Origin of the sequence: Dehalobacterium formicoaceticum (assembly GCF_002224645.1) — a bacterium.
GTDB lineage: Bacteria > Bacillota > Dehalobacteriia > Dehalobacteriales > Dehalobacteriaceae > Dehalobacterium > Dehalobacterium formicoaceticum.
In genome coordinates this window covers 1,175,263-1,189,226 of the sequence record NZ_CP022121.1, presented here as the reverse complement: position 1 = coordinate 1,189,226, position 13,964 = coordinate 1,175,263, and the positions used below count along the sequence as shown (strand labels likewise).

The following is a 13,964-nucleotide window of genomic DNA, read 5'->3' as shown; positions in this document are numbered from 1 at the left end:
TCTATTAAACCTCAAAGTTCCAAACTTCCGGCATTTGAGCCGTATGGGGATGTTCCGCACCGCGATAAATACGAATCTTCTTCATCACCTGACTGCCCAGGCGATTATGAGGAATCATTCCTTTCACAGCTTTTTCGATGGCTCTTTCGGGTTTTGTTGCTAACAGTGTTGCATAATCAATAGATTTCAAGCCACCGGGAAAACCGGAATGACGATATAAACGTTTTTGAGTCAGTTTATTACCGGTCAAGACCACCTTTTCAGCATTGATCACAATGACGTGATCTCCTGTATCCATATGGGGTGTAAAAATTGGTTTATGCTTTCCTCTTAATAAGCGAGCGGCTTCCGTTGCCACTCTCCCAAGAGGTTTATTAGCCGCATCAAGAATATACCACTTACGCTCAATATCCTTGGGAGTTGCCATGTATGTTTGCACGCTTTTTCCCTCCTTATTCCTTCCGATTACCTTTAATACTGGATTCTTTAAATTCTGATTCATACAGATCATCTATTGTCTGACCCATAACCAACGGGGCTGGAGATCACAGGCATAAATAGAAACAATAACATTTTAATAAAATAAACCAGTCCTGTCAAGAGTTCAGACTGCAATCTTGATTAATATTTTACTTCCTGAAGATACAAGCCATGGGCCAGGGCTGTCGGTCCGGCATATTTCCGTTCTTTCTTTGCCAAAATTCTTTTAATATCCTCCGCCTGCCATCTTCCCCGTCCGATCTCAACTAAGGTTCCTACCATGATCCGTACCATGTGGTACAAAAATCCCTTTGCCGTGACATCAAAATAGAGATAATCTCCATCATGAATCAGTTCCGCTCTTGTTACCGTGCGGACAAATTTTTTCACCGGGCTTCCTTTGGCACAAAAAGAACGATAATCATGGGTTCCCAGAAAAAAACGGGCAGCTTGCTCCATTTCCGAAATATTCAGCGGATAGGGAAAATGGTAACCATATTTCCAGTCAAAAGCATCAGGTAAAGCTGCCCGGCGTATCACATAACGGTAAGTTTTTTCTGTGGCATGATATCGGGCATGAAAATCTTCCGGGACATCACAGGCTGCTTTGACCACGATGTCATAGGGCAAAATCCCTTTTAAAGCCCAAGGAAAACGCTCTGCAGGAATTAAGCTTTCTGTAAAAAAATTAGCTACCTGACCCCGGGCATGAACTCCGGCATCCGTACGACCCGCCGCATTCAAACGCACTTCGTGATGCACCATTTTCCGGATCCCCGCTTCAATGATTCCTTGAATATTTTTGCCCTGATAACTAGGTTGACTTTGCCATCCGATATAATTGGTTCCGTCATATTCAATCAATAGTTTGATATTTCGCATTATCCTCTCCACCAATAAAATATCATATAGAGAAAATAGATCAGCATCAGACTGAGCGCAATCCCATCTGTGTGCTTCATTCTTAAAACCCGCATTTTCGTACGACCTTCTCCCCCATGATAGCCTCTGGCCTCCATGGCCAAAGCCAACTCTTCCGCTCTTTTAAAAGCACTGATAAACAAAGGAACCATCAAAGGAATTAAAGCCTTGCTTCTTTGCATCAAATTTCCGGAAGCGAACTGCGCTCCTCGGGATACCTGCGCTTTCATGATCTTATCCGTTTCCTCCAACAATGTCGGGATGAATCTTAAGGCAATGGACATCATCATCGCCAATTCGTGGGCCGGCAGTCCGATTTTTTTGAAAGGACCGAGTAGTTTCTCCATCCCATCCGTAAGGGAAATTGGGGTGGTGGTTAAGGTCAGAAGAGATGAAACGCCCACCAGCAAGATTAAACGACAAGCCATAAAGAGTGCCTGGTTTAAGCCTTCCTCTGTCACCTTTAAAAACTTCCAGCGCCAAAGCTCCGTTCCCGGAGTTAAAAAAACGTGAATCATTGCGGTTAAAATCACAAAGATAATAATCGGTCTAATTCCTCTAAGTAAGGTCTTGATGGGAACTCTGGAGACCAGGATCAGAAATAATGAGAACGCCAGGGCAACGATATAACTATAATAATCATCCGCAAAAAACAAGGCGATGATAAATAAAAAAACGCCAATAATTTTGGTACGGGGATCTAAACCATGAATGAGCGACTTTGCGGGATAATATTGTCCAATGGTGAAATTTTTCATCATTTGACTCCACCCTCCAGCCACATCGCAATTTCCTGAAAAGCTTGATCCACTGTAATAGCCTTTCCCGGTATCGGTTTACCCTGTTCCTTCAATCTGCGTACTAATGATGATGCCGCAGGAATCGCTAATCCAACCTCCATTAATTCCTTCTCCCGGGAAAACACCTCTTGGGGTGACCCATCCATCAAGATCTTTCCTTGAACCATCACAATCAAACGATTCACCAATCTGGCAATTTCATCCATGTTATGGGAGATCCAGATCACCGTTTTGCCTTTTTGTTGGAAAAAATGATGTATGAGCCGGATGATTTCTTTGCGGCCAACCGGGTCAAGACCCGCAGTCGGCTCATCCAAAACCAGGATATCCGGATTCATCGCCATAACACCGGCAATGGCGACTCTTCTTTTCTCCCCTCCGCTTAAAGAAAAAGGAGATTTATCTTTAAAGAGAAGATAGTCCAGCCCAACACTTTCCAAAGCATGCTGCACAATCTCAGCGATATCTCTTTGAGGGAAGCCCAAATTTAAGGGTCCAAAAGCTACATCCTCATAAACCGTTTCCGCAAACAACTGATACTCCGGATATTGAAAAACCAAACCTACTTTCCCGCAAATATCTTTGGGCGGCTTTTTACCGGCCCAAAGATTGCGACGCTCAACTTCAATCGAGCCGGAAGAAGGCTTCAGTAAACCATTAAAATGTTGCGCTAAGGTAGACTTGCCGGATCCGGTATGACCGATCAGACCAATAAACTCCCCTGCTTTAATACTCAGGTTGATCTGATTCAGGGCTTTTTTTTCATAGGGCGTCCCGGGCAAATAAATATAAGATAGATTTTTTATTTCAATTGACATAGCTCTGCCACCATTTCATCTAAGGTCAGAATCTCCCCGGATGAGAGCCAACCCCTTTGCTTCAGTTTAGCTGCCAAAATCATAATTTCCGGCACATCTAACCCACTCTCGGATAAAAGATCCCCTAGGGAAAATATTTCCTGCGGTGTTCCCATATGGGTGATTTGTCCTTTTTCAATCACTACAGTCCGATGGGCATAGACCACTTCTTCCATAAAATGAGTAATATAGATGATGGTCAGTCCTATATCCTGATTTAGCTTCCGTAGCGTCTCTATGACTTCTTTACGGCCCCGGGGATCCAACATGGATGTGGCTTCATCCATGACCAGATAACCCGGATTCATCGCAAGCGCCCCGGCAATGGCAACTCTTTGTTTTTGACCCCCTGATAAAAGATGGGGCGCCGCTGCCCGATGTTCTTCCATCCCTACCGCCTGAAGAGCAAAGGAAACCCTTTCCTCAATTTTATCAGGAGGAAAACCGAGATTTTCCGGGCCAAAAGCAACATCTTCTTCCACAGTAGTGGCAATCAGCTGATTGTCAGGATTTTGAAAAACAAAGGCTACCTTTTGTCTGATTTTCCAGATCATTTCAGATATCCTGGTATCCATACCTTCTACTGCTATGCTGCCTTCATCAGGTAAAAGAAGGGCATTTAAATGACGTGCCAGGGTGGATTTTCCTGATCCATTAGGGCCAATGATCGCTAACCATTCTCCTTTATGGATCTCCAGATTAATCTTGTCCAGGGCCTTGCTATTTCCCTGGGCCGTTTTATATGCATAAGATAAATCTTTAATGGAAATCAAGCAGTCCCCTCCCTTGCATGTACCCTCTCAAACAATTAAAAAAAGAAAAAGTAAAGCCAGGAACCCTAACTCCTGACTCTAACTTCACCATACATTGTGGTTCCGGAATTACACTAACTCGATCAGAACCATTTGCGCTGCATCCCCGCGTCTTTTTTCCATTTTAATAATTCTCGTATACCCGCCTTGCCGATCCTGATAGCGGGGAGCAAGGGTAGCATATAACTTAGTGACCACATCTTCATCCATCAAATAGGCGAGCGCTCTACGTCTGGAAGCCAGATCTCCTTTTTTACCTAAGGTAATCATTTTATCTGCGATGCTCTTCAGTTCCTTGGCTTTTGGTTCTGTGGTTGTTATGCGTTCTTTATCCAACAAGGACGTGGCAAGATTTCTAAACATTGCCCGTCGGTGGCTGCTGGTTTTCCCCAGTTTACGATATGCCATATCTAAGCCTCCTTTGCCAGAGATTGATTATTCGTCGCTTTTCCTCAAACTGAGTCCCAGTTCCGTCAACTTCTCTTCGACTTCTTCCAGGGACTTTCTGCCCAAGTTACGCACTTTCATCATATCCTCTTCGGTGCGTTGAATTAATTCCTGAGCAGTATTGATGCCGGCTCTCTTCAAACAGTTATAGGAACGAACCGACAAATCCAGTTCTTCAATAGTCAACTCCAAAAGTTTATCCTTTTTCTCTTCTTCTTTTTCAACCATGGTGACTTCGTCGGCAATGGTCTCAGTTAAGCCGATAAACAACTTCAGGTATTCATTGATGATCTTGGCACTGGAACTAATCGCCTCATCAGGGGCGATGGTTCCGTCCGTCCAAACCTCCAAGGTCAGCTTATCAAAGTCCGTTTGTTGTCCCACCCGAGTGTCTTCCACCTGATAGTTTACTTTGGTCACAGGAGAAAAAAGAGAATCCACCGGAATGACCCCGATCACATGTTCCTCTTTCTTATTCTTCTCTGCCGACTGATAGCCTCTGCCCTTTTCTACAGTAATTTCCATAAAGATATGTCCCGAGTCATCCAGGGTGGCAATATGGTGTTCCGGATTAAGAATCTCCACATCCGGATCTCCCTTAATGTCTTCGCCGGTAACATCCGCAGGACCGTCAACTTCAATATAGATTTGCTTCGGTTCATCAGAATGCATTTTCACGGAAAGACCTTTGAGCTGAAGAATAATGTCTGTCGTATCCTCTACCACACCAGGAATTGTTGAAAATTCATGGAGCACGCCGTCAATTTTAACGGCAGTAACGGCAGCTCCGGGGAGAGAAGATAAAAGCACACGGCGTAAGGAATTACCCAGCGTTATCCCATAACCTCTCTCCAGTGGTTCTACTACAAATTTCCCATACGTCTTATCATTCACCATTTCGATGCATTGAATTTTGGGCTTTTCAATTTCCAGCATTTATTCGCCCTCCTTCTTGGACACCTGATCTAAAATGTTCATCCCATAATCCCTTTTAAAATAATTGATTCTTATCGTGAATACAACTCGACGATCAGATGTTCTTGAACCGGCACATCAATATCTTCTCTAGCCGGCAAGGCTGCAATCTTACCAATCAAAGCATCCTTATCCATTTCCAGCCATGCAGGAACGGTTTTATTTGCAGCTAGTTCGCTTATTTCGGCTATCTTTGGAGATTTCTTGCTATTTTCGCTAATCTCAACCTGATCACCGACACGCACCATGAAAGAGGGAATATTCACCTTCCGGCCATTCACGGTAAAATGTCCATGCCGCACCAACTGTCTGCCTTCAACCCGTGAATTGGCAAATCCTAATCGATAAACCACATTGTCCAATCTTAATTCTAATAAGCGTAACAAGTTTTCACCGGTAACACCTTTTTGCCGTTCCGCCTTATCGAAATAATTGCGGAATTGAGTTTCTAAAATTCCATAGATTCTACGGGCTTTTTGCTTTTCCCGTAACTGAAGTCCATATTCAGATGTTTTTCTGCGGGCTTGAGCCTGACCATGCTGTCCGGGAGCATATGCCCTTTTGACAATGGCACACTTATCCGAATAGCATCGATCACCTTTAAGATACAGCTTGACACCTTCCCGCCGACACAATCTGCAGACTGCACCTGTATATCTCGCCATCTACAACAATCCCTCCTATACTCTTCTTCTTTTGGGTGGCCGGCAGCCATTATGAGGAATAGGCGTAACATCTTTAATCATGCTAACTTCCAAACCAGCTGCTTGCAAGGAACGAATGGCTGCTTCCCGGCCTGCACCAGGTCCTTTAACCAAACATTCGATTTGCCTCATACCATGTTCCATAGCTTCTTTGGCACAGGTTTCAGCTGCCATTTGAGCAGCATAGGGTGTGCTTTTCCGAGATCCCTTAAAACCCATTGAACCGGCACTGGACCAGGAAATAGCATTACCCACCTTATCGGTAATTAATACCAGAGTATTATTAAAAGTCGATTGGATGTGGGCAACCCCAAGCTCGACATTCTTACGTTCTTTTTTTCTTCGTGTTTGTCTTCTAGCCAATTTTGCAAGCCTCCTTTCCTTTACTTCTTACGTCTCACGCCGACAGTCCGCTTGGGACCCTTTCTCGTACGCGCATTGGTCTTTGTTTTCTGTCCCCGTACCGGCAAGCCTCGACGGTGACGCACTCCCCGATAACATCCAATTTCGATTAAACGTTTAATATTTAAAGCGATTTCCCGGCGAAGGTCCCCCTCCACCTGACAAGTCTTATCGATAATCTCTCTGATCTTTGCGATTTCATCTTCCGTGAGATCGCGGATCCGAGTATCAGGATTAACTCCAGCTTCGGAAAGAACTCTTTGAGACGTGGGTTTGCCAATACCGTATATATAGGTCAGCGCAATTTCAGCTCTTTTATCTCTGGGTAAATCTACGCCAGCAATACGTGCCATGTATCCTATACACCTCCATCAAATCTAATGATCGTAATACAAACTTATCAGGACATTTAGCCCTGCTTTTGCTTATGCTTTGCATTTTCGCAGATGACCATCACGATGCCTCTGCGTTTAATAATCTTACACTTTTCACAAATGGCTTTCACCGAAGCGCGAACTTTCATCGATGACCCCCCTTTTACCACGGATTAATTCTTATTTGTAACGATATGTGATCCGCCCCCGACTCAAATCATAGGGGCTAACCTCCACAGTCACTTTGTCTCCAGGAAGAATCCGGATGAAATTCATGCGGATCTTGCCCGAGACATGAGCCAGTATCCTATGCCCGTTTTCCAATTCTACCGTAAACATGGCATTTGGCAGGGGCTCAATCACGGTACCCTCAACTTCTATGGCATCCTGTTTTGACATCCGATGACCAACCTCCTTGTACCTAACCTATATTTCTTAGTCAACATTGAGTTCCTTTAGATATCTTTTAATTTCCCTATTGCCAGACTCAGAACCTGTCATCATTTGCTCAGACAAATCTTTTGCCACATGACGAGTTACCTGAATATGACGCAGGTTTTTTTTCTTGGGATTTTCAATCTTCCGCTTTTCCCCATCTACCAGCAAAACGAGTTTTTCCTCAGGCAATATTTTTATCACCAGAAAATATTCATTCTTGTCCCGTCCGGCAATAGATTTTACGGTTTGGCCCACCATCATTTCATTTTCCATATATATTTCCCCACCCTTAGACAACCGTTAAAAGTATCGGTTCTGACTTGGTAATGGCTATGGAATGTTCAAAGTGGGCTGAAGACTTACCATCCAGGGTGACTACCGTCCAGTTATCCACTAAAGTTCGTACCCTATAGGTACCCATGTTGACCATCGGTTCGATCGCTAACGTCATTCCTGCCGTCAATCTGGGACCGTGACCTGGTCTGCCGAAATTAGGTATTTGGGGTTCCTCGTGCATCTCTTTTCCCACACCATGACCTACATAATCACGAACGACAGAAAACCCATGTTTTTCTACATAAGTTTGAATCGCGTGGGAAATATCACTCAATCGGTTGCCGGGAACCGCGTATTTGATACCTTCCATCAAACTGGCCTTTGTTACTTCCAGTAACTTAAGCTTATCCGGACTTACCGTGCCTACGGGATGTGTTACCGCAGCATCGCCAACATACCCATCCTTGGTCGCCCCAATATCAATACTGATAATATCTCCATTTTCCAGTTTCCTTAAACCGGGGAAGCCATGAACCACCTGTTCATTGACAGAGGCACATATGGAGTACGGAAAACCGTTATAGCCTTTGAAGGTCGGTATTGCACCCCTGCTCCTGATATATTTCTCTGCTGCTTCGTCCAATTCCTGGGTCGTAATCCCTGGGACAATCATATCTGCTAAGAGCTGATGGGTCTCTGCCACGATTCTTCCCGCTTCTCTCATCAGTTTTATTTGATGATCTGATTTGATAGTGATCACGCCCAATTACTCCCCAGGCTTTTACCAATGGCAATCATCACCTGATCGATAGGTTGGTCCCCATCGATATTTTTCAGGACACCCTGGGCACGATAAAACTCAATCAGAGGAGCTGTTTGCTGTTCATAGACATTCAATCTGTTTAAAACGGTTTCCTCGCTGTCATCAGCACGCTGCATGAGCATTTCACCGCATTTATCACATTTTCCTTCCACAGCCGGCGGATTGAAGATCACATGATAGGTGGCACCGCAGCCTTTGCATACTCGACGCCCAGTCAATCTGCTGACCAGCTTTTCTTTTGGTACTTCAATATTAATGACACCATCCAATTGAATTTTCATGTCTTTAAGGATGGTATCTAAGGATTCTGCTTGAAATACCGTGCGCGGAAAACCGTCCAGCAAAAAACCATTCCGACAATCATCCTGAGCAATTCTTTCTTTAACAATCCCTATTGTCACTTCATCAGGAACCAGCAGGCCTTGATCCATATACCCTTTGGCTTTTGTCCCTAAAGCTGTTCCCTCTTTTATCGCCTTACGAAACATATCTCCTGTGGAAATGTGGGGAATGCCAAGTTTTTTGACCAATGTTTCAGCCTGAGTTCCTTTCCCAGCTCCGGGTGGTCCCAATAGAATCATTTGCATAGTTCTTTCTCCTCCCTCTATGCACACAGGTTACAACTATTTTACTTCATAAATCCTTGATAATGTCTTGTCAATAACTGAGACTCCAATTGCTTCATCGTCTCCAAAGCTACCCCCACCACGATCAGTAATGAAGTACCACCAAAATATAGATTCAAACCGGTTAAGGCCATCACCAAGTTAGGCAGCAGCGCGATAAACGCAAGGAACAACGCTCCAGCTAAAGTCAAACGAGTCAAAACTCGATCAATATAATCAGATGTCGGTTTTCCCGGACGTAATCCCGGAATAAATCCCCCATATTTTTGCATGTTTTCTGCCACATCCCGGGGATTAAAGGTAACGGCAGTATAAAAATAAGTGAAAAAGATAATTAGTAGTGTATAAATCACCATGTAAAATCCATGGTTGGGACTTAGAACCCGCGTAATCCAGACTGCAATCCCATTATCGGGGAAAAATCCTGCAATAGTCGTAGGAAACATCAAGATAGACATGGCGAAAATAACCGGAATCACCCCTGCCTGATTCACTTTAAGGGGAATATGGGTGCTTTGTCCGCCATAAACCTTGCGCCCGACAACTCTTTTTGCATACTGGACGGGAATTCTTCTCTGTCCCTCATGCATCGCTACCACACCTGCGATAATAATTAAAGCAATCACTAAAAAAAGAAGCACTGAAAAGATATTGGTTTCGCCTTGTTTTAAATACTGAAATACCGTATTAATACCGGATGGGATGCGCGAAACAATTCCTGCGAAAATGATCAATGAAATTCCGTTGCCAATCCCTTTTTCGGTAATTAACTCCCCCATCCACATCAGAAAGGCGGTTCCAGCCGTCAGGGTGATCGTGATCACGGCATAAGATAGAAATCCAGGGTTTTCCAAAGCACTTCTTAAATAAACGGACATTCCTATTGCTTGAAAAAATCCAAGGATCACAGTGCCATAACGGGTATATTGAGCCATTTTTTTACGGCCTTCTTGGCCTTCTTTGGCCAATTTTTCAAAATACGGAATGACAACTGTCAACAGCTGCATGATAATCGATGCATTAATATAAGGCATGATTCCCATGGCAAATACGGTAAAGCTCTTAAAAGCCCCCCCAGAAATAATATCAACGAAACCAAAGATGTTTTGTTCCAAAAGACCTTTCAAAGCTTCCGTATCTACTCCGGGGACAGGAACATGTGCTCCTATTCTAAACACCAAAAACATCAGCATCGTAAATATAATCTTTTGTCTCAGTTCATCCATTTTCCATGCGCTTTTAAGAGTTGACAGCATATTAAATCACCTCAACTCTTCCACCAGCTGCGGTGATCTTTTCCGCTGCGACTTTACTGCACCCGTGAACTTGTACGGTTAATGCCTTTTCAAGTTCACCATTGGCGAGTATTTTAATGCCGTCCTTAACCGATTTAATGATACCGGTTTCAACAAGCAGTTCAGGTGTAACGGTCGTACCTGGTTCAAATCGATTCAGATCAGCCAGACTGACATTTACAATTTCTTTCTTAAAGATATTAGTGAAACCTCGCTTGGGCAGCCGACGGTGTAAAGGCATTTGACCACCTTCAAAACCAGGTCGTACTCCTCCGCCAGATCGCGACTTTTGTCCTTTATGGCCCCGGCCGGAGGTCTTCCCCAAACCAGATCCGGTACCCCGCCCAACCCGGGTCGCCTTCTTTTTCGATCCAGGTGCAGGCCTTAACTCGCTGAGATTCATTCTTACACCTCCCTTTGAAATGGGTTATTACCCTTCGATTTCCTCCATTTTCACCAGGTGCGCTACTCGATGGGCTTTACCTCGAATATCCGGTGTGTCATTATGGACGACAGAACTATTTAGTTTTCTCAGCCCCAGAGACTTGACCGTTTCCCTTTGGCTTTTCTCATAACCAATCACGCTTTTAACAAGGGTGATTTTTAACTGTTTAGCCACTTCTTATCCCTCCTAGCCCAACAATTCTTCAACAGATTTGCCGCGTAATCTAGCTACATCTTCTGCTTTTTTCAGGGATTTGAGACCTTCCATCGTGGCCTGAACCATATTAATGGCATTATTAGATCCCAATGATTTTGTTAAAATATTCCTCATGCCAACGGATTCCAGTACCGCACGTACCGGACCTCCGGCAATCACGCCTGTACCTTCTCCGGCAGGTTTAAGCAGAACCCTACCTGCTCCAAAAACGCCCAATACTTCATGAGGTATGGTTGAATTTACGACAGGGACGCTGATCATATTCTTTTTCGCATCTTCAACGCCTTTCCTGATTGCTTCCGGTACTTCACCGGCTTTACCAAGTCCGGCGCCGACAGAACCTTGTCCGTCTCCCACAACAACGAGAGCACTAAAACTAAAACGTCTACCACCTTTAACAACCTTAGCAACCCGATTAATATGGACTACTTTTTCACTAAGCTCCTGGCTGCTGTCATTAACTCTTGACATTCATTTCCCTCCTTTGTCCGGAAATTAGAATTCCAGGCCGCCTTCCCTTGCACCCTCAGCTAATGCGGCAACACGTCCATGATAAATCATGCCGCCACGATCAAAAACAACTGATTTAATGCCTTTTCCGGCAGCTTTTTCTGCGATTAGTAAACCAACCTTTTTCGCTGTTTCCTTATTGCCGCCGTACTGCCCTTTTAATGCAGTATCCAGGGTGGAGGCTGCGACCAAAGTAGCACCTTTCGTATCATCAATAATCTGAGCATAGATATGTTTCGTGCTACGATATACCGTAAGCCTTGGGCTATCGGTTGTTCCTACAATATTCTTTCGTATCCGCAGATGCTTTTTGGCACGGATCGCTTTTCGGTTAATTTTTTTAAACAACGTTGGTCACTCCCTTCCTTAAACGAGTGGGGGTACTCTTACTTTTTAACGCCTGCTTTTCCGGCTTTACGCTGAATTCTTTCACCTTCATATTTAATCCCTTTTCCTTTATAAGGCTCAGGTTCGCGCACTGCTCGAACATTGGCAGCAAATGCCCCAACTTTCTCTTTATCGATTCCCATAACCGTAATCTTTGTCGGTGCCGGAACTTCAACACTTAGATCCGCACCAGGATCCATTTCCACCGGTTGAGAATATCCTACATTCAAAACCAGCTTATTTCCTTGCTTTGCTGCTCTATATCCCACACCAACTAATTCCAATTTCTTTTCAAAACCTTGTGTCACCCCGGTAACCATATTATTCAAAAGTGTTCTGGTTAACCCATGGAGCGCACGATGATTCTTATTATCAGATGGTCGGGTCACTAAAATTTGATCCCCTTCCTGGTTAATTGAAATCTCAGGATGGAAGTTTCTGGTCAATTCCCCTTTAGGTCCTTTAACTTTGACCGTATTACCTTCCATGATGACATTAACTCCGGCAGGAATCGCAATTGGCATTTTCCCAATTCTGGACATCTTCACACCTCCCATGCATCACTAATCTGCCGATTTCGTATCGAAATATTGACAGCATCAATCGTCATCTTACCAAATGTAACAAATGATTTCGCCGCCCAAACCTTCTTTTCTGGCGTTTTTATCGGTCATTAACCCTCTTGAGGTGGATACGATGGCAATCCCAAGACCTCCCAAAACACGAGGAACCTGATCTCGTCTGGCATATACCCTTAACCCCGGTTTGCTTATCCGCTTCAGGCCAGAAATAACCTTTTCTCGATTGGAGCCGTATTTGAGATAGAGACGTAAAACCCCTTGTTTACCATCTTCAATAAACTCCACGTCTTTAATAAAGCCTTCTTCCTTCAAAATATCGGCCATTCCTTGCTTCATTTTTGAAGCAGGTATTTCCACTTTATCATTATAAACTGTGTTTGCATTGCGGATTCTCGTTAAAAAATCAGCAATGGGATCAGTCATAACCATTAATTAAACCCTCCTTCCATGGCATCCCTTACCAACTTGACTTTGTTACACCCGGGATTTCACCTTTGTATGCTAATTCCCGGAAGCAAATACGGCAGAGACCAAATTTACGCATATATGCATGGGGACGACCGCATACCTGGCACCTATTATATCCCCGGACACTAAACTTTGGTTCCCGCTGCTGTTTATTAATCATGGACTTTTTAGCCACATTCTTCCCTCCTTTTTATCAATGGTTGGGATGGCTATGCTTCCCGAAAAGGCATTCCCATCAATTTTAAAAGTTCCCGACATTCTTCATCTGTCTTGGCCGATGTTACAAATCCAATTTCCATGCCTCTTAACTTATCAATCTTGTCATACTCTATTTCAGGAAAGATCAATTGTTCCTTAAGCCCTAAGGTATAGTTTCCTCTGCCGTCAAATGCCTTTGCGGATACTCCCTTAAAATCTCTTACTCTGGGTAAGGAAACAGAAATCAATTTATCAACAAACTGATACATCCGGTCCCCACGTAAGGTTACCTTACACCCGATGGGCATACCTTCTCTCAGTTTAAATGCCGCAATAGACTTCTTAGCTTTCGTAATGATGGGTTTTTGCCCTGCAATAATCGTTAAATCATTAACGGCTGCGTCCATCGCTTTCGGATTTTGAATGGCTTCCCCCAATCCCATATTAATGACAATCTTATCTAATTTGGGAATTTCCATCACATTTTTATATCCAAACTTATCCTGAAGAGCAGGCCGGATCTCATTATCGTATTTTTCTTTCATTCTTGCCACAGAAAGAACCTCCTTTCTTCGGAATTACTTTTCAATTACTTCACCACAGTGTTTACATTGACGAGCAAGTGCCCCATTTGGCATTATTTTTTTACTGATGCGCGTAGGCTTGCTGCATTTAGGGCATAAAAGCATTACATTAGAACTGGCAATAGCTGCCTCTTTTTCTTTGATACCGCCTTGAGGTGAAGCTTGTGTCGGCTTAGTATGCCTTTTCACAATATTAATGCCTTCAACAAAAACCCTGTTTTTCTTTGGTTCCACGGCAAGGATTTTTCCCTTTTTGCCAACATCTTTTCCGGTAATCACCAAGACTGAGTCGCCTTTTTTCACATGCACCTTTTGATTTGCCAATTCATCTCACCTCCTATTGTT

At 43.8% G+C, this 13,964-nt stretch carries 25 protein-coding genes; all 25 read right to left on the bottom strand.

Annotated features, from left to right (window positions below; all coding sequences use genetic code 11):
• Nucleotides 1–4: 4 nt before the first annotated feature.
• The 25 genes from rplM to rplX all read right to left on the bottom strand — a co-directional run bounded on the left by rplM (nt 5) and on the right by rplX (nt 13,943).
• Nucleotides 5–427, bottom strand: a complete 423-nt coding sequence (rplM, locus tag CEQ75_RS05890) for a 50S ribosomal protein L13 (protein WP_242965453.1) — start codon at nt 425–427, stop codon at nt 5–7.
• A gap of 194 nt (nt 428–621) precedes the next feature.
• Nucleotides 622–1,362 carry a tRNA pseudouridine(38-40) synthase TruA gene (gene truA, locus CEQ75_RS05885; RefSeq protein ID WP_089609502.1) on the bottom strand — a complete coding sequence of 247 codons (741 nt, stop codon included), beginning with the start codon at nt 1,360–1,362 and terminating at the stop codon, nt 622–624.
• Nucleotides 1,362–2,162, bottom strand: a complete 801-nt coding sequence (locus CEQ75_RS05880) for an energy-coupling factor transporter transmembrane component T family protein (RefSeq protein WP_089609501.1) — start codon at nt 2,160–2,162, stop codon at nt 1,362–1,364. Before CEQ75_RS05880 ends, truA begins: the two co-directional genes overlap by 1 nt.
• Nucleotides 2,159–3,019 carry an energy-coupling factor transporter ATPase gene (locus CEQ75_RS05875; RefSeq protein ID WP_089609500.1) on the bottom strand — a complete coding sequence of 287 codons (861 nt, stop codon included), beginning with the start codon at nt 3,017–3,019 and terminating at the stop codon, nt 2,159–2,161. The genes CEQ75_RS05880 and CEQ75_RS05875 overlap by 4 nt, the downstream gene beginning before the upstream one ends.
• Nucleotides 3,004–3,831, bottom strand: a complete 828-nt coding sequence (locus CEQ75_RS05870) for an energy-coupling factor transporter ATPase (RefSeq protein ID WP_089609499.1) — start codon at nt 3,829–3,831, stop codon at nt 3,004–3,006. The genes CEQ75_RS05875 and CEQ75_RS05870 overlap by 16 nt, the downstream gene beginning before the upstream one ends.
• Nucleotides 3,832–3,939: 108 nt before the next feature.
• A complete protein-coding gene (gene rplQ / locus CEQ75_RS05865; protein ID WP_089609498.1) occupies nt 3,940–4,278 on the bottom strand; it encodes a 50S ribosomal protein L17 in 339 nt (112 codons plus the stop codon).
• A 27-nt stretch (nt 4,279–4,305) separates the two neighbouring features.
• Nucleotides 4,306–5,253 (bottom strand): DNA-directed RNA polymerase subunit alpha, encoded by a 948-nt coding sequence (locus tag CEQ75_RS05860; RefSeq protein ID WP_089609497.1) that lies wholly within the window; start codon nt 5,251–5,253, stop codon nt 4,306–4,308.
• Between the two features lie 71 nt (nt 5,254–5,324).
• Nucleotides 5,325–5,957, bottom strand: coding sequence for a 30S ribosomal protein S4 (rpsD, locus tag CEQ75_RS05855; protein ID WP_089609496.1), 633 nt, complete (start codon nt 5,955–5,957; stop codon nt 5,325–5,327).
• 15 nt (nt 5,958–5,972) lie between these two features.
• Entirely contained in the window at nt 5,973–6,359 is a 387-nt protein-coding gene (gene rpsK / locus CEQ75_RS05850; RefSeq protein ID WP_089609495.1) for a 30S ribosomal protein S11, read from the bottom strand.
• A gap of 20 nt (nt 6,360–6,379) precedes the next feature.
• A complete protein-coding gene (rpsM, locus tag CEQ75_RS05845) occupies nt 6,380–6,751 on the bottom strand; it encodes a 30S ribosomal protein S13 (RefSeq protein WP_089609494.1) in 372 nt (123 codons plus the stop codon).
• A 56-nt stretch (nt 6,752–6,807) separates the two neighbouring features.
• Nucleotides 6,808–6,921, bottom strand: a complete 114-nt coding sequence (rpmJ, locus tag CEQ75_RS05840) for a 50S ribosomal protein L36 (protein WP_089609493.1) — start codon at nt 6,919–6,921, stop codon at nt 6,808–6,810.
• 31 nt (nt 6,922–6,952) lie between these two features.
• A complete protein-coding gene (gene infA, locus CEQ75_RS05835; RefSeq protein WP_089609492.1) occupies nt 6,953–7,171 on the bottom strand; it encodes a translation initiation factor IF-1 in 219 nt (72 codons plus the stop codon).
• A gap of 36 nt (nt 7,172–7,207) precedes the next feature.
• Complete coding sequence (locus CEQ75_RS05830) at nt 7,208–7,483, bottom strand: KOW domain-containing RNA-binding protein (protein ID WP_089609491.1); 276 nt, start codon at nt 7,481–7,483, stop codon at nt 7,208–7,210.
• A 16-nt stretch (nt 7,484–7,499) separates the two neighbouring features.
• Nucleotides 7,500–8,246 carry a type I methionyl aminopeptidase gene (map, locus tag CEQ75_RS05825; RefSeq protein ID WP_089609490.1) on the bottom strand — a complete coding sequence of 249 codons (747 nt, stop codon included), beginning with the start codon at nt 8,244–8,246 and terminating at the stop codon, nt 7,500–7,502.
• A complete protein-coding gene (locus tag CEQ75_RS05820; RefSeq protein ID WP_089609489.1) occupies nt 8,243–8,896 on the bottom strand; it encodes an adenylate kinase in 654 nt (217 codons plus the stop codon). The genes map and CEQ75_RS05820 overlap by 4 nt, the downstream gene beginning before the upstream one ends.
• A 41-nt stretch (nt 8,897–8,937) precedes the next feature.
• Entirely contained in the window at nt 8,938–10,191 is a 1,254-nt protein-coding gene (secY, locus tag CEQ75_RS05815; protein WP_089609488.1) for a preprotein translocase subunit SecY, read from the bottom strand.
• 1 nt (nt 10,192) lies between these two features.
• Nucleotides 10,193–10,633 carry a 50S ribosomal protein L15 gene (rplO, locus tag CEQ75_RS05810; RefSeq protein ID WP_089609487.1) on the bottom strand — a complete coding sequence of 147 codons (441 nt, stop codon included), beginning with the start codon at nt 10,631–10,633 and terminating at the stop codon, nt 10,193–10,195.
• 27 nt (nt 10,634–10,660) lie between these two features.
• Nucleotides 10,661–10,849: a 50S ribosomal protein L30 gene (gene rpmD, locus CEQ75_RS05805; RefSeq protein WP_089609486.1), complete on the bottom strand. Its 189-nt coding sequence runs from the start codon at nt 10,847–10,849 to the stop codon at nt 10,661–10,663.
• 12 nt (nt 10,850–10,861) lie between these two features.
• A complete protein-coding gene (gene rpsE / locus CEQ75_RS05800; protein ID WP_089609485.1) occupies nt 10,862–11,362 on the bottom strand; it encodes a 30S ribosomal protein S5 in 501 nt (166 codons plus the stop codon).
• A 24-nt stretch (nt 11,363–11,386) separates the two neighbouring features.
• Nucleotides 11,387–11,749, bottom strand: a complete 363-nt coding sequence (gene rplR, locus CEQ75_RS05795; protein WP_089609484.1) for a 50S ribosomal protein L18 — start codon at nt 11,747–11,749, stop codon at nt 11,387–11,389.
• A 38-nt stretch (nt 11,750–11,787) separates the two neighbouring features.
• Complete coding sequence (gene rplF / locus CEQ75_RS05790) at nt 11,788–12,330, bottom strand: 50S ribosomal protein L6 (protein WP_089609483.1); 543 nt, start codon at nt 12,328–12,330, stop codon at nt 11,788–11,790.
• Between the two features lie 69 nt (nt 12,331–12,399).
• On the bottom strand, nt 12,400–12,798 hold the full coding sequence (gene rpsH / locus CEQ75_RS05785; protein WP_089609482.1) for a 30S ribosomal protein S8: 399 nt from the start codon (nt 12,796–12,798) through the stop codon (nt 12,400–12,402).
• 28 nt (nt 12,799–12,826) lie between these two features.
• Nucleotides 12,827–13,012, bottom strand: coding sequence for a type Z 30S ribosomal protein S14 (locus CEQ75_RS05780; protein WP_089609481.1), 186 nt, complete (start codon nt 13,010–13,012; stop codon nt 12,827–12,829).
• A 34-nt stretch (nt 13,013–13,046) separates the two neighbouring features.
• The gene (rplE, locus tag CEQ75_RS05775) at nt 13,047–13,589 is read right to left on the bottom strand and encodes a 50S ribosomal protein L5 (protein ID WP_089609480.1); all 543 of its coding nucleotides are present in this window, start codon (nt 13,587–13,589) and stop codon (nt 13,047–13,049) included.
• A 24-nt stretch (nt 13,590–13,613) separates the two neighbouring features.
• Nucleotides 13,614–13,943 carry a 50S ribosomal protein L24 gene (gene rplX, locus CEQ75_RS05770; RefSeq protein ID WP_089609479.1) on the bottom strand — a complete coding sequence of 110 codons (330 nt, stop codon included), beginning with the start codon at nt 13,941–13,943 and terminating at the stop codon, nt 13,614–13,616.
• Nucleotides 13,944–13,964 lie beyond the last annotated feature (21 nt).

Coding starts and splice junctions, on each gene's coding strand:
- rpmJ (WP_089609493.1), bottom strand. CDS start 6,921: ATGAAAGTTCGCGCTTCGGTGAAAGCCATTTGTGAAAAGTGTAAGATT.
- rplM (WP_242965453.1), bottom strand. CDS start 427: ATGGCAACTCCCAAGGATATTGAGCGTAAGTGGTATATTCTTGATGCG.
- CEQ75_RS05860 (WP_089609497.1), bottom strand. CDS start 5,253: ATGCTGGAAATTGAAAAGCCCAAAATTCAATGCATCGAAATGGTGAAT.
- truA (WP_089609502.1), bottom strand. CDS start 1,362: ATGCGAAATATCAAACTATTGATTGAATATGACGGAACCAATTATATC.
- rpsD (WP_089609496.1), bottom strand. CDS start 5,957: ATGGCGAGATATACAGGTGCAGTCTGCAGATTGTGTCGGCGGGAAGGT.
- infA (WP_089609492.1), bottom strand. CDS start 7,171: ATGTCAAAACAGGATGCCATAGAAGTTGAGGGTACCGTGATTGAGCCC.
- rpsE (WP_089609485.1), bottom strand. CDS start 11,362: ATGTCAAGAGTTAATGACAGCAGCCAGGAGCTTAGTGAAAAAGTAGTC.
- secY (WP_089609488.1), bottom strand. CDS start 10,191: ATGCTGTCAACTCTTAAAAGCGCATGGAAAATGGATGAACTGAGACAA.
- CEQ75_RS05820 (WP_089609489.1), bottom strand. CDS start 8,896: ATGCAAATGATTCTATTGGGACCACCCGGAGCTGGGAAAGGAACTCAG.
- rpsH (WP_089609482.1), bottom strand. CDS start 12,798: ATGGTTATGACTGATCCCATTGCTGATTTTTTAACGAGAATCCGCAAT.
- rpsM (WP_089609494.1), bottom strand. CDS start 6,751: ATGGCACGTATTGCTGGCGTAGATTTACCCAGAGATAAAAGAGCTGAA.
- CEQ75_RS05830 (WP_089609491.1), bottom strand. CDS start 7,483: ATGGAAAATGAAATGATGGTGGGCCAAACCGTAAAATCTATTGCCGGA.
- rplO (WP_089609487.1), bottom strand. CDS start 10,633: ATGAATCTCAGCGAGTTAAGGCCTGCACCTGGATCGAAAAAGAAGGCG.
- CEQ75_RS05880 (WP_089609501.1), bottom strand. CDS start 2,162: ATGATGAAAAATTTCACCATTGGACAATATTATCCCGCAAAGTCGCTC.
- CEQ75_RS05875 (WP_089609500.1), bottom strand. CDS start 3,019: ATGTCAATTGAAATAAAAAATCTATCTTATATTTATTTGCCCGGGACG.
- rplQ (WP_089609498.1), bottom strand. CDS start 4,278: ATGGCATATCGTAAACTGGGGAAAACCAGCAGCCACCGACGGGCAATG.
- rplF (WP_089609483.1), bottom strand. CDS start 12,330: ATGTCCAGAATTGGGAAAATGCCAATTGCGATTCCTGCCGGAGTTAAT.